This is a genomic window from Pseudomonas sp. MIS38 (assembly GCF_019891575.1).
In the GTDB taxonomy this organism is placed as follows: Bacteria; Pseudomonadota; Gammaproteobacteria; order Pseudomonadales; family Pseudomonadaceae; genus Aquipseudomonas; species Aquipseudomonas putida_A.
In genome coordinates this window covers 26252-39053 of the sequence record NZ_JAFLXF010000022.1, presented here as the reverse complement: position 1 = coordinate 39053, position 12802 = coordinate 26252, and the positions used below count along the sequence as shown (strand labels likewise).

Genomic DNA, 12802 nt, shown 5'->3' with positions numbered 1-12802 from the left:
TCAGGCTTCGATGCATTCATCGCTGACACCACGCTTTGCGAGCAAGCTCGCTCCCACACAGGGATTAGTGGACGACTGAATTCGGCGGCAGGTGCCCAAGCCGCTCAGTCAGGCGCAGGCGCTGGATCGGATCATCACTGAGCAGCAGCGCATGCTCCAGATCGAAGCGCTCCGCGTTCGGGCAATCGAGCCGTTGATACAGGCTGGCGCGGGCCAGATAATCGGCGGCGCTGGCACCGCCCAGTTCCAGCACGCGTTCAGCATCGATCAGCGCGGCAATGTAATCCTCATGCGCCAGATGCAACTGCCGCAGGTTGCGTGACAGGCGCTGGAGCATCTGCTCTGGGCTGGCGGTGGCCAGATGGTCGGCATTGAGTTTGAGGTGCGCGCCGTACTGACGTTGCAACAACTCGCGACAGTCATTGGGGTACAGCCGCCGACCGCCGCAGGGATCCAGCAGGTGATCAGCACCGGGTACCCGCAGCAGGAAATGCCCGGGGAAGTTCACCCCGACCAGCGGAATCTCCAGACCACGGGCCAGTTCCAGAGCAATCAGGGACAGGGTCAGCGGCTGGCCGCGGCGGGTCTGCAACACTTTGTGCAACAACGCGACCTGTGGGCGTAGCGGCAGAAAATCGTCCTGAGAGAAGCCCAGATCATTCAACCGCCGCAGCAACGGTTGCGCCAGTTCGCTGACTGGCAGCATCGGCAAGCCGTAGCTGACGCGCTGTTGCAGCTCCTTGAAGTCCTGTTGCAGCGCTTCTACATCGAGGCCTTTTTCGTGCTCGGCAGCCATCCACAGCGCCGCTTCGAACAGCGCGGGCGGTGAACGGTGCAGACACTCGAAAAAGCGTTGGCGCGGACTCATCGAAATCTCCGGGGAATGCCTCGTTTTAGCCCCGTCCGCGCCATTCGTCCAGTACCGGCCAGGTTATGCCGCAAAGTCGCCGTCGAAGCGGGCGCTTATTCCGGTGCGCTTCAGCAATTTTTGGGCGCAAGCCTATACTGGCGTCTACCAGAAGTGATTCGGGAGCCTGCCGATGTTCGCTCTCATGCAAAGCACTCGCCTGGAATCGCTGCACCTCAGCGTTGACCCGGTCACCGGGTTGAAGGCGGTCATTGCCATTCATAACAGTCGCCTCGGGCCTGCCCTGGGCGGTTGCCGTTATCTTGCCTATCCCAACGACGAATCCGCAGTCGAGGACGCCATTCGCCTGGCCCAGGGCATGAGCTACAAGGCGGCACTGGCCGGGCTCGATCAGGGCGGCGGGGTGGCGGTGATTGTGCGCCCGGCGCATGTGGAAAACCGCGCTGCGTTGTTCGAAGCGTTTGGCCGCTGCATCGAGCAGCTCGACGGTCGCTACATCACCGCCATCGACAGCGGCACTTCGGTAGCGGACATGGATTGCATCGCCCAGCAGACCCAGCATGTCACCAGCACCACCTCGGCCGGCGACCCGGCGCCGCATGCGGCGATGGGCGTGTTCACAGGGATTCGCGCCACCGCCATGGCGCGGCTGGGCAGCGACAACCTCGAGGGCCTGCGCGTGGCGATTCAGGGCTTGGGCAATGTCGGTTACGCACTGGCCGAGCAGCTACACGCGGCAGGCGCCGAATTGCTGGTCAGCGACATCGACCACGGCAAGGTGCAACTGGCGATGGAACAGCTCAACGCGCATCCGATCGCCAACGACGCCTTGCTCAGTACACCCTGCGACATCCTTGCGCCGTGCGGCCTCGGCGGGGTGCTCAACAGTCACACGGTGACGCAACTGCGCTGCTCGGCGGTGGCCGGTTCGGCGAACAATCAACTGACGCATCTGGACGTGGCCGATCAACTGGAGCGGCGCGGGATTCTGTATGCGCCGGATTATGTGATCAACGCGGGCGGGTTGATTTATGTCTCGCTCAAGCATCGCGGTGAAGAGCTGGGGACAATTACTGCGCACCTGTCGAAGATCAGTTCGCGGCTGACCGAAGTGTTTGCCCATGCGCAGGCCGAGAAGCGTTCGCCAGCGCGGGTAGCGGATGAGTTGGCAGAGAAAGTCCTATATCGCTGAAAAGCAAAAGATCGCAGCCTGCGCCAGCTCCTACATATGGAATGCGTATTCCCTGTAGGAGCTGCCGCAGGCTGCGATCTTTTCGATTCAAACGTGGTTACTTGGCAGCTTTCGCCGCTTTAACCGGCTTCACTGGAGCTTCTTCCGGCTCAGCCGCTGCGTCTTTTTCGACTACTTCTGCCGGTGCATTGATCAGCTCCGACAGCGCATCAGGCTGGCTCTTGAAGGCCTTGGCGAACACATCGCGGTTCTTCGCCATGTAGATCCCGACTTCTTCAACCTGTTGCTCGTTCAGCGACGGCACGGCTTTTTGCAACACTTCGGACAGCATCTCGGCCAGTTCGAGCATTTTGTCATGACGGTCAGCTTCGGCTTTATCCATGAACAAGCGCTCCAGATCTCGGCTGCTGCGGTATACCACTTCGACGGCCATTCACCACCTCACATGCCTTCACATTTAGTTGTCTTAGCGACTACTGTATTTATATACAGCGAAAGGATAAGCGAATCCCTGCGCTTTGGGTAGTGGCTTTTCAATGTAGACCGGATTCGGGGTTTTTCCTGATTCACGCGCCTCAAACCAAACGACCCGCACACGGCGGGTCGTTTGGTTTATTTGGTTTCAGAACTTACCGCTGGCGTAACCGCCATCGATGGGCATGATCACACCCGTGACGTAAGCAGATTGATCGCTGAGCAGCCAGAGCACCGCGTTGGCCACTTCGTCCGCCGTGCCGAAGCGCTTCATCGACGTCACGTTGATTTTACGCTGAGTGTTTTCCGGTGCGGCTTTCAGGCGTGCCTCGCTGTTCATGCCGCCGAGGATCGGCCCCGGGGCGACCGCATTGACGCGAATGCAGCCGCCGTCTTCCAGCCGCGCATTCTCGATCGACGCCACCTGGGTCATGCCGTTGATCGCCTGCTTGCTGGCGACATAGGCGACCTGGCCGCCAATCGGTACCACGCCGGCGCAGGACGAGGTATTGACGATGGCCCCGGTGCCGCGGGTGAGCATCAGTTGCAGTTCATGGCGCATGCAGTGGTAGGTGCCGTTGACGTTGATGTTCATCACCTTCATCCAGTCCTCCGGGCACGATTGCGCGAGCGCTCCGTATTTGGCGGTCACGCCGGCATTGTTGAACGCGCAATCGAGGCGGCCGTAGGCCGAACGAATGGTCGCGAACGCCTGCTCGACCTGCGCCGGATCACCGACATCGCAGGCGATAAAGCGGCAGTGTTCACCCAGCCGATCGGCCAGCGCCGCGCCTTTTTCCTCGTCCCGGCCGAACACGATCACATCGGCGCCGGCCTTGATCAGGCGTTCGCTGACGGTTTCGCCAATGCCACTGGTGCCGCCGGTGACCAGGCAGACTTTTCCCAGAAAATCGTACATATGTCGCATCTCCTTATGCCAACGCGGGGCGTAAATATTTCGGGTTTACGCAGCAATACACCCGATCCAGTCGCGGATTGCTTTTGTCACTGAAGCACTGGCTGTCCCATCGGCATTTGTGAATGTCGGCGGAGCGGCCCTGCAGGGTTTTGTTGATCAGGTCGTTGTCGGCAAACAGCGCCCGCGACATCCCCACCCAATCGCATACGCCCTCGGCGAGCAACTGCTCGGCCTTGTCCAGACCGTCGATGAAACCGGCGTAACCCACCGGCACTGTCGACACCGACTTGATCGCCCGCACGCCGGCTTGCAGGTAGTGGTCCATGGTCTCCGAATGCACAATCAACTGGCCGAAAGTCGCGCCCATGCACATCGAACATTCCAGCGCGGCAACGCCGGCCTGACAGAGCGCCTGCACGGTTTCCTTGAGGTCCGGATATTGCAGCCCTTCAGCGCCCAGACGGTCGTCGATGCCCAGACGAATAGTGACGATCAGTTGGCCCTGGGTGCGCTCGCGGATGGCCTTGACCACGTCGAGCAACAGTCGCGCACGGTTCTCTTCGCTGCCGCCATATCGGTCGGTGCGCTTGTTGGTGTGCGGCGAGAGAAAACTGCTCAGCAGGTAGCCGTTGGATGCCTGCAACTGCACCAGTCGCGCGCCGTTGGTCCAGGCCAGCCAGGCGGAATGGGCGAACTGCTCGATCACCAGGGCGATGTCGCTTTCGTCCATGATCCGCACGCGGTAATCCGGATCGAGTTTCGACACGCGCGGGCAGGGCACGCCACTCGGGGTCAGCACGGCAACGCCGGTGTGGGTGGTGGTGCCCTGACCGCCGTAATGCTGCAGTTGCACACCCACCGGCGTATTGACCTGCTCGGCCATCGCGAACATCGCCTTGAGCGATTCGCCCTGATGCTCCTCGAACAGGCCGAGCCCGGTGCTCTGCAGACGCGATTGCGGCGAGACCGTGGCGTTGCACAGAAACGCCATGGAGCAACCGCCCTCCATGATGCCCTGATAGAACTCGATCATGGCGGGCGTCACACACCCGCTGTGATCGGCCAGGTCCACGCCCATCGACGCGAAGAACAGCCGATTGCGCAACTCCAGCCCGCCGGCCAGCCGCAGGGGCTCCAGCACGTGGGGATAGCGCGGCATCATGCTTCCTTCCTTTGTTCGGGCATCGCCGAAGCTTGGTCGAAGGTCATCCACAACGGTTGGCCGAGGACGGGCGCCGGAACCGGGGCGGTTTCTTCGTGGGAGAAGTAAGCGAACTGTTTGAGCACTTCGCGCCACTTGAAGCGCAACGGCGAATCCAGCTCTGCCAGGTGCAGTTTGAGCGTGCCGGCCTTTGTCGCGTCGCTGGCGTGCAGCGATTGCAACGGCAGGCTGATCATCCCTTCGTTTTCCAGGTACAGGTAGACGTGTCCGCGCTCGGAAGCCTCGAGCGGGCTGTCGCATTGCACTTGCAGGCCGGCCATCGACAGCAGCTCAAGGCGGGCGGAGAGGTGACGACCTGAATCCAGGCGCACCAGCACTTCATGGCGTATGCCCTTGAGCGGACGGAACCAGCAGGCGGGGTCGATGTTGATATTGCGCATGCGCTTGAACACCGGCATCTTGATCACTTCACCGTGCAGGCGAATGTCGGCCACCAGCTCGCCACGCTGGAAGAATCGCGCACGCTTGTCGACCTTGCGTGCCCGTGGCTGGGCCATGCCTTCGTAGTCGCCAACCAGCACATCCACCTGAAACGAAGACTCGGTGTAACGGGGAAAACTCGACAGCAGATCAACGATGGAAATCGACACCTCACCGCGGGCATAACCGCTGTGCTCGTAGAACTGCGCGTACATCGCCTGGCGTGCCGCTTCGATCAGCATCAGGCCGGGCACGTGCTCGTGGTGCTTGCGGTAGAAAAAGTAATTGGCGGTGTCGTTGAACAGGGTGAAATAGAGCAGACCCTGCTGCGGGCAGCCGTCCAGGTTTTTCAGGACATCATGTACCTGCCGGCGCTGATCGAGGCTCAGGCCGTTGCCGCAACCGGGCAGTCGAGCCAGTTTGGCTTCGGTGCTTTCCAGCACCCAGATGCCGCTGAGGATCAGGTGGTCGGTGGCCTTTTCGTAATTCGTCAGCAGTTCCGGCAGACAGTCCGACAGGCCTGCCTGTTCGAGCTCTTCCAGGTCAATGATGGTTGGCAGCGAGCGCAGCACCAGACGTTCGCTGTCCAGCCGATAGGCCTGATTGACGATCTCCAGATCCATTGGATCAAGGTTCGCCCGTTGCGCGACGGCGGCCGGCAGCCAGGCCGGCAGCAAGTGGTGAGCGTCGTAAATCAGCACGTCGTCATCGTGGCCCTTGTGGACGATGTCTTTGGCAACTTTCCTGTGCATGTCGATCATGATTATCCCTCTGTGTTGAACGTTGGTTGTAAGGCAGTTGCTATCCATGGCGTGAAATCGACCCACACCGAAAGGTGCTGCTCGACGCGTGTCAGCAGCTTCAGTTGATGTGTTTTCTTGTTTTCTTGTTTTCTTGTTATCGAGTGTCGGGCAGGGTTACTGCACCGTGATGTAGCAGGCGCCCAGGGTTCGGTTGTCCAGAACCTGCAGCGGCGCCAGCCATTTGTAGTCGATGCCGCCACGTCTGAGCAGGCGTCCGATGGCAACCGGGGACACTGACACCAGATGTGAAACGCCGCAGGTTCGGGCGTACTCCAGCGTGGCCATGAACAGGCCGACGGTGTTTTCGTCGGACATCATCTGTTCGTTTTTGCCGCCCTCGGCATCGAGGTCCAGTGAGGTGAAGCGCGACAGCTCCCAGATGTCATCGCCGCACGGGGCAGGCTTGTCGCCGAGCAACGAAGTGAATACTTCACTCAGCAGATACGGCTGGGTGGTGGGCAGCAGGCGGGCGCATCCCTTGATGTTGCCGTCGTGTTCTTCGGCGACGATGTAGTGGGTGCCGCTGTGATCAAATTGGTCGAATTCGAAATCGTCCGGCGTGGATAATTGCCAGCCGAGGCGTTCGACGAACACCTGATAGCGATATTGAGCCAAGCGTTGACGCTTTAGTGTCGTCAACTCGTCATAACGTCCTGACAAGTAATCCATCACAGATTCCGTTTAGTGATTGGTTGGGTGGCGATTAAAGTGCACACTGCGCTCGCATACTACCTGTCACCCTTGACAGCTAGCGGAAACATTTGGAAATATGCTAGGCATGTTGGCAAGAGGCCGACAGCATTAACTGTGGGAAAGGAATCTCTATGTCATATTGGCAGGCTGAACTGTTGGAAAACGCCATGTCTGCAACGGATGTCGAGTTGTTGTTCGACAGTATCAAGACCGTCGCCAGGCAGTTGGAGTTTGATTATGTGGCTTACGGGTCACGCCGGCTTTTCCCCATCACCAAACCCTGTCTTTTTCTCGCCAATAATTATTCGCCCGCCTGGCAAGCTGCCTATTCCGCCAATCGTTACCTGGACATCGATCCTTACGTCCAGCGCGCAATGCGCAGCGTGAAACCGGTGCTGTGGGACGCTGAACTCAAGGCTCAGATGCCCGAATTCTGGCAGGATGCGCAGGCTCACGGGCTCTCGGAGGGCTGGGGGCAGACGCTGCTCAACAGCGAAGCTCAAGGGCTGGTGACCTTTGCCCGGGGCGGCGGGACGATCACCGCGCAGGAACTCGAAACCAAACAGGCGCAGCTGTCCTGGCTGGCCCAGATTACTCACCTGGGGCTGACGCGCCTGCAGATGCGCGGCGCCGATTCGGTGCTCCCGGTGCCGATAGAACTGTCGCAGAGAGAAAAGGAAATCCTGCAATGGACCGCTGACGGAAAGTCATCGGACGATGTTTCGGTGATCCTCGGTATCAGCAAAAGGACAGTAAACTTCCATATTAACCATTGCCTGAAAAAACTCGGTTGCCAAAACAAGATCGCCGCTGCAGTTAAAGCTTCGCTGATGGGCCTGCTGTGGAAATAATTACCCTGATAATTTGTTGGATAACTAACTGGTGAATAACCGGAGTGTTTGTGCGCGAGTTCACAGATTTTCCCGATTAATAATATTTCATTTATAAGCTAATGCCTTTTCAAGCGTAACGAATTCATCAAGAAACTTCAGTTATAGCGTCACAAACATTCCTGACGACGGTGCCTGTTCAACGGTGCGACCAAACGCCACGGCGCAGGTTTCATGCCGGCTCGCCATGATGCGTGGCCTCGTTTCTGCATGGCGCATAGCGCATACGGAAAACCGTCACGTCCAACCGGCATCATCCGCTCGCATCGGGCTAAGGAACATCATCGTGAAAATCAACTGGGCCGAGAAACTGCGGCAAAACGTGCATCAACTGGCCGAGTCCCTGGGCAACCTGTTCGTCGAGACCTTCCATTACCTGGCGCTGTTCGCCATTGGTGCGGTGACCGCATGGGCGGCGGTGATGGAATTTCTCGGCATGCTCGAAGAAGGCCACATCAAGATTGATGACATTCTGTTGCTGTTCATCTATCTGGAACTGGGGGCGATGGTCGGGATTTACTTCAAGACCAACCACATGCCGGTGCGCTTCCTGATCTACGTGGCGATCACTGCGCTGACCCGCCTGCTGATCTCCAACGTCTCGCACCACAACCCGCCGGACATGGGCATCATCTACCTGTGCGGCGGCATTCTGCTGCTGGCGTTCTCGATCCTGGTGGTGCGTTACGCCTCGTCGCAATTTCCGTCGGTGAAGATCGAAAAACCGCAACGCAAGCTCGGCGCCGGCTCCGGTGAACATCCCGAGATCGAGAAGGGCGAGCTTTAAAGCCCCATCGACGGCCGAGGCTGGCCGTTGCTCTGCTGCGGTGGCGGAGGCAGCCCGTCACCGCTGGTCATCGCTTCAAGGATCGCCATGGCGCTGTGGCCCTGTTCGATGGCGATGCCGAACTGAATGCTTTGCACCAGCCGCTTGAGCCGTACCGGATCGTTGCGCTGTTCGGCGCTGATCATCCGTTTGGCGACGATTCGGCCGCTGTTCGACAGGGTCAGCATGATGCTGCCGTCCAGCCCCTGAATGCTCAGGTTGATCTGATAGTCCGGCGCGAAGGCATCGGTAATGATCTGAAAAGGGTTGTCCATGATGCGTCACCGCCTGATTGAACGTGCAGTTGTTGACCGGCCGTGATCGGGTTGGTTCGCAATACCTGATCATCGGCGATTCCGTGGCCTGTGGTGTTGCGTTTTGTAGGAGCTGCCAAAGGCTGCGATCTTTTGATCTGCGCTGTTTTGACTTCGGTCATGAAGATCAAAAGATCGCAGCCTCGTTGCACTCGACAGCTCCTACACAGCTCCTGCACAGGTCATAGCAAGGGCTGTGCCGGGAAAATTGTTGGACAATGGATACGGCATAAAAAAGGCGAGCCCATGGCTCGCCTCTGTCATTTGTGGCCCGTTTCAGGGCAGAACCGAGTAGATGATCGCCGACAGTGCAATCAGGCCGATCAGCACCACGAACACGTTGGACGCCTGTCCCGAGTACTGGCGCAAGGCTGGCACACGGCGGATGGCGTACATCGGCATCAGGAACAACAGGCAGGCAATCACTGGCCCGCCGAGGGTTTCGATCATGCCGAGGATGCTCGGGTTGAACGTCGCCACGGCCCAGCAGCTGAGGATCATGAACAGCGCGGTCGCACGGTTCAGCCAGCTCGCCGACATCACCTTGCCACGACCGCGCAGGCTCTTGACGATCATGCCCTGAAAGCCTTCGCTGGCGCCGATGTAGTGGCCGAGGAAGGATTTGGTGATCGCCACCAGCGCGATCAGCGGCGCGGCGTAAGCGATGACCGGGGTCTGGAAGTGGTTGGCGAGGTACGACAGGATCGAAATGTTCTGCGCTTTCGCGGCCGCCAGATCCGCCGGCGACAGCGCCAGCACGCAGCTGAAGCAGAAGAACATCACCGTCACCACCATCATCCCGTGGGCCATGGCGAGGATGCCGCTGCTCTTGCGTTCGGCCTCGGCGCCGTAGCGCTGCTTCTGGTCAACCGCGAAGGCGGAGATGATCGGCGAGTGGTTGAACGAGAACACCATCACCGGGATCGCCAGCCACAGGGTCTTGAGGAACGTCGACAGCGGCATCGCTTCCTTGGCGCTGGCGAAGAACGCGCCGTTCCAGTTGGGGATAAGGCTCAGGCCGAGCAACAGCAGCGCGGCGACGAACGGATAGACCAGCACGCTCATGGCTTTGACGATCACGTTCTGCCCGCAGCGCACGATCGCCATCAGGCCGAGGATCAGCACCAGCGACAGGATTGCCCGAGGTGGCGGCGCGATGTGCAATTGATGTTCGAGAAAACTGCTCAGGGTGTTGGTCAGTGCAACGCTGTACACCAGCAGGATCGGGAAGATCGCGAAGAAGTACAGCAGGGTGATCAGCTTGCCGGCACCGATGCCGAAGTGTTCTTCAACGACTTCGGTGATGTCGCCCGAACGCCCGGACAAGACGAAGCGGGTCAGGCCCCGGTGGGCGAAAAAGGTCATCGGGAACGCCAGCAACGCCAGAATCAGCAACGGCCAGAAACCGCCGACGCCGGCGTTGATCGGCAGAAACAAAGTGCCGGCACCGATGGCGGTGCCATACAGACCGAGCATCCAGGTGGTGTCGGATTTGCTCCAGCCCTTGTGGGCTATTTCGGTGTTGCGTGTGCGATCTACAGCGGGATTTTCGGCAGCAGGTGTACGTACATCGGTCATCGTTTTTGCCTCGTTATTATTTTTGCTCGGGCTCACGGTTGGCGGGCCGCAAGTTGCGGCCCGCCGGGACGGTCAGGCAATGCGCGTCAGCATTCCACCCAGTTCACAGCCAGGCCGCCCCGTGAAGTCTCTTTGTATTTGTCGTGCATGTCGGCGCCGGTATCGCGCATGGTGCGGATTACCCGGTCGAGGGAAATGAAGTGTTTGCCGTCGCCGCGCAGGGCCATTTGCGTGGCGTTGATCGCCTTCACCGCGGCGATGGCATTGCGTTCGATACACGGCACCTGCACCAGGCCGCCGACCGGGTCGCAGGTCAGGCCGAGGTTGTGTTCCAGGCCGATTTCAGCGGCGTTTTCCAGTTGCTCCGGGGTTGCGCCGAGCACTTCAGCGAGGCCCGCCGCGGCCATGGCGCAGGCCGAACCGACTTCGCCCTGGCAGCCGACTTCGGCGCCGGAGATCGAGGCATTTTTCTTACACAGAATGCCGACGGCGGCGGCGCCCATGAAGAAAGCGACGACGTCCTCGTCAGACGCGTCCGGATTGAATTTCATGTAGTAGTGCAGAACGGCCGGAATGATCCCGGCCGCGCCATTGGTCGGCGCGGTCACCATGCGCCCGCCGGCAGCGTTCTCTTCGTTGACGGCGAGGGCGAACAGGTTGACCCACTCCATCGCCGACAGCGTCGAACTGATGACATTCGGCTTGCCGATTTCCAGCAGGCTGCGGTGCAATTTCGCCGCGCGGCGCGGCACGTTCAGCCCACCGGGCAGGATGCCTTCGTGGCGCAGACCCTGTTCGACACACTCGCGCATCACCGACCAGATGTGCAGCAGGCCGTTACGGATTTCAGCGTCGCTGCGCCAGGCCCGTTCGTTGGCCATCATCAGTTCCGACACGCGCAAATTGTGCTGCCTGCACAGGTTCAGCAGTTCGGCAGCGCTGGAAAAATCGAACGGCAGCACCACGTCGCCGGCCGGTGCCACACCGGACTCGGCCTCCGCGGCTTCGATGATGAAACCGCCGCCAATCGAGTAGTACGTTTGCGTAAACAGCTCGGCGCTTTCGCCAAAGGCTGTCAGCGACATGGCGTTGGGGTGGTAGGGCAGGCTTTCGTCGAGCAGCAGGAGATCGTGCTGCCAGTTGAAGGAAATTTCTCTCTGGCCGGCCAGCAGCAACACGCCGCTTTCGCGCAGTTGCTGGATGCGTGGATCGATGGTCGCCGGATCGATGCTGTCCGGCCATTCGCCCATCAGGCCCATGACCGTCGCGCGGTCGGTGGCGTGGCCGACGCCGGTGGCCGACAGCGAACCGTACAAACGGATTTCCACGCGACGCACATCGTTGAGCAAGCGTTGCTCGATCAGCGCCTGGGCGAAGGTCGCGGCGGCGCGCATCGGGCCGACGGTGTGGGAACTGGACGGACCGATGCCGACTTTGAATAGATCGAAAACACTGATAGCCATGCTAAACCCTTACAAGCAATGGAGTAGGAATCGCTGCCATTTTTTGTAGGACAAGCGCAATGTCGGCGATACTGCCTACCTCGGTCCTACGTGACTAACGAAATTTCCTAAGTAAGCCTTTAGCAGGACTAAACAATGAGTCGTCAATTGCATGCCCAGACCTACGTCTGGCTGCAGGTGTTTTCCTGTGCCGCGCGGCACCTGTCGTTCACCCGTTGCGCTGAAGAGCTGCACATCACTCCGGGGGCGGTCAGCCAGCAGATTCGCCAGCTGGAAGAGCGACTGGGTTTTCGCCTGTTCCACCGACGGGCGCGGGGCGTGGAGTTGAGTGCGGAAGGCCAGCGACTGGCCATCACGGTTAACGAGGCCTATGGCAGCATCGATGCTGAATTGCGTCGTCTGGATGCCGGGATGATCAGCGGGATTCTGCGGGTGCGTTCGATTCCGTCGTTCCTCAGCAAATGGCTGACCCCGCGTTTGCCGCGTCTGCAACAGCGTTATCCGGACATCCAGTTACGGCTGGTGGCCGAGGACAGCAGCGTGCCGTTGCACGAGGGCGATTTCGATCTGGCGATTGACCTGAATGACGGCAGTTATCCGGGGCTGTTATCCACAGCCTTGCTCGATGAGCAGATTTTCCCGGTTTGCGCGCCGAGTTTGCTGCGCGGGCGTCCGCCGCTGCATGGGCCGGCGGACTTGGTGCATTTCCCGTTGTTGCACGACATCACCGCCTGGCGGGGCAGTTATGAATATGCGGAATGGGAGTTTTATCTGAACGCGATTGGCTTTGAAGGCGCCGACGTACGGCGTGGGCACACGTTCAATCGCAATCACCTGACCATCGAAGCGGCGATCGCCGGTATGGGCGTGGCGATTGCCCGGCGCACGTTGCTCAACGATGAACTGGAGCGCGGGACGTTGATTGTGCCGTTCGGCCTGTCGGTGCCCAACCACAAACGCTACGTGCTGCTGTATGCGCCGGGGGCCTTGAGCCATCCGGGCGTGCGCGCGGTGCATGACTGGCTGGTGGAGGAGGCGGGGATTTTCCGCAGCTTGCACCCGTTGAACGACGGGCAATTGTGAGCAGATTTTGCAGGGTTGCGAAGCGACCCAACTCCCGACCTTACCAGTGACTTGCCC

12 protein-coding genes and 1 pseudogene are annotated in these 12802 nt (G+C 59.9%); 4 read left to right on the top strand and 9 right to left on the bottom strand.

Annotated elements, in window-relative coordinates:
* Nucleotides 1-64: 64 nt before the first annotated feature.
* Nucleotides 65-868: a SirB1 family protein gene (locus J1G18_RS22060; protein WP_027610885.1), complete on the bottom strand. Its 804-nt coding sequence runs from the start codon at nt 866-868 to the stop codon at nt 65-67.
* A gap of 172 nt (nt 869-1040) precedes the next feature.
* Between J1G18_RS22060 and J1G18_RS22055 the strand changes: the two genes are divergently transcribed.
* Nucleotides 1041-2060, top strand: coding sequence for a Glu/Leu/Phe/Val dehydrogenase family protein (locus J1G18_RS22055; RefSeq protein ID WP_047597781.1), 1020 nt, complete (start codon nt 1041-1043; stop codon nt 2058-2060).
* A gap of 178 nt (nt 2061-2238) precedes the next feature.
* Here J1G18_RS22055 and J1G18_RS22050 read toward each other — a convergent pair.
* The 5 genes and pseudogenes from J1G18_RS22050 to J1G18_RS22030 all read right to left on the bottom strand — a co-directional run.
* A pseudogene (locus tag J1G18_RS22050) lies at nt 2239-2493 on the bottom strand (YebG family protein); the annotation flags it as partial.
* A 189-nt stretch (nt 2494-2682) separates the two neighbouring features.
* Entirely contained in the window at nt 2683-3453 is a 771-nt protein-coding gene (locus J1G18_RS22045; protein ID WP_135294985.1) for an SDR family NAD(P)-dependent oxidoreductase, read from the bottom strand.
* Nucleotides 3454-3466: 13 nt separating this feature from the next.
* Nucleotides 3467-4615, bottom strand: coding sequence for an NADH:flavin oxidoreductase (locus J1G18_RS22040; RefSeq protein ID WP_223008455.1), 1149 nt, complete (start codon nt 4613-4615; stop codon nt 3467-3469).
* Nucleotides 4612-5856 carry an AfsA-related hotdog domain-containing protein gene (locus J1G18_RS22035; protein ID WP_135294986.1) on the bottom strand — a complete coding sequence of 415 codons (1245 nt, stop codon included), beginning with the start codon at nt 5854-5856 and terminating at the stop codon, nt 4612-4614. The genes J1G18_RS22040 and J1G18_RS22035 overlap by 4 nt, the downstream gene beginning before the upstream one ends.
* 156 nt (nt 5857-6012) lie before the next feature.
* Nucleotides 6013-6567 (bottom strand): acyl-homoserine-lactone synthase, encoded by a 555-nt coding sequence (locus J1G18_RS22030; RefSeq protein ID WP_027610891.1) that lies wholly within the window; start codon nt 6565-6567, stop codon nt 6013-6015.
* A gap of 155 nt (nt 6568-6722) precedes the next feature.
* Here J1G18_RS22030 and J1G18_RS22025 point away from each other — a divergent pair, with 155 nt between their 5' ends.
* Together J1G18_RS22025 and J1G18_RS22020 are read left to right on the top strand one after the other, a co-directional pair.
* Nucleotides 6723-7442, top strand: coding sequence for an autoinducer binding domain-containing protein (locus J1G18_RS22025; RefSeq protein ID WP_183785872.1), 720 nt, complete (start codon nt 6723-6725; stop codon nt 7440-7442).
* Between the two features lie 325 nt (nt 7443-7767).
* On the top strand, nt 7768-8268 hold the full coding sequence (locus tag J1G18_RS22020) for a phosphate-starvation-inducible protein PsiE (RefSeq protein WP_003221775.1): 501 nt from the start codon (nt 7768-7770) through the stop codon (nt 8266-8268).
* Here J1G18_RS22020 and J1G18_RS22015 read toward each other — a convergent pair.
* The 3 genes from J1G18_RS22015 to J1G18_RS22005 all read right to left on the bottom strand — a co-directional run bounded on the left by J1G18_RS22015 (nt 8265) and on the right by J1G18_RS22005 (nt 11662).
* Entirely contained in the window at nt 8265-8582 is a 318-nt protein-coding gene (locus J1G18_RS22015) for a DUF3509 domain-containing protein (RefSeq protein ID WP_007968083.1), read from the bottom strand. The genes J1G18_RS22020 and J1G18_RS22015 overlap by 4 nt on opposite strands.
* Nucleotides 8583-8897: 315 nt before the next feature.
* Nucleotides 8898-10199 (bottom strand): HAAAP family serine/threonine permease, encoded by a 1302-nt coding sequence (locus J1G18_RS22010; RefSeq protein WP_115988185.1) that lies wholly within the window; start codon nt 10197-10199, stop codon nt 8898-8900.
* 86 nt (nt 10200-10285) lie between these two features.
* On the bottom strand, nt 10286-11662 hold the full coding sequence (locus J1G18_RS22005) for an L-serine ammonia-lyase (protein WP_223008454.1): 1377 nt from the start codon (nt 11660-11662) through the stop codon (nt 10286-10288).
* 135 nt (nt 11663-11797) lie between these two features.
* On the opposite strand from J1G18_RS22005, the gene J1G18_RS22000 reads away from it, so the two are divergent.
* Entirely contained in the window at nt 11798-12745 is a 948-nt protein-coding gene (locus J1G18_RS22000) for a LysR substrate-binding domain-containing protein (protein ID WP_007914183.1), read from the top strand.
* Nucleotides 12746-12802 lie beyond the last annotated feature (57 nt).

Bases quoted from the DNA above. Each gene is read 5' to 3' on its own strand.
- J1G18_RS22060 (WP_027610885.1), bottom strand. From the start codon at position 868: ATGAGTCCGCGCCAACGCTTTTTCGAGTGTCTGCACCGTTCACCGCCC.
- J1G18_RS22055 (WP_047597781.1), top strand. From the start codon at position 1,041: ATGTTCGCTCTCATGCAAAGCACTCGCCTGGAATCGCTGCACCTCAGC.
- J1G18_RS22045 (WP_135294985.1), bottom strand. From the start codon at position 3,453: ATGTACGATTTTCTGGGAAAAGTCTGCCTGGTCACCGGCGGCACCAGT.
- J1G18_RS22040 (WP_223008455.1), bottom strand. From the start codon at position 4,615: ATGATGCCGCGCTATCCCCACGTGCTGGAGCCCCTGCGGCTGGCCGGC.
- J1G18_RS22035 (WP_135294986.1), bottom strand. From the start codon at position 5,856: ATGATCGACATGCACAGGAAAGTTGCCAAAGACATCGTCCACAAGGGC.
- J1G18_RS22030 (WP_027610891.1), bottom strand. From the start codon at position 6,567: ATGGATTACTTGTCAGGACGTTATGACGAGTTGACGACACTAAAGCGT.
- J1G18_RS22025 (WP_183785872.1), top strand. From the start codon at position 6,723: ATGTCATATTGGCAGGCTGAACTGTTGGAAAACGCCATGTCTGCAACG.
- J1G18_RS22015 (WP_007968083.1), bottom strand. From the start codon at position 8,582: ATGGACAACCCTTTTCAGATCATTACCGATGCCTTCGCGCCGGACTAT.
- J1G18_RS22010 (WP_115988185.1), bottom strand. From the start codon at position 10,199: ATGACCGATGTACGTACACCTGCTGCCGAAAATCCCGCTGTAGATCGC.
- J1G18_RS22005 (WP_223008454.1), bottom strand. From the start codon at position 11,662: ATGGCTATCAGTGTTTTCGATCTATTCAAAGTCGGCATCGGTCCGTCC.
- J1G18_RS22000 (WP_007914183.1), top strand. From the start codon at position 11,798: ATGAGTCGTCAATTGCATGCCCAGACCTACGTCTGGCTGCAGGTGTTT.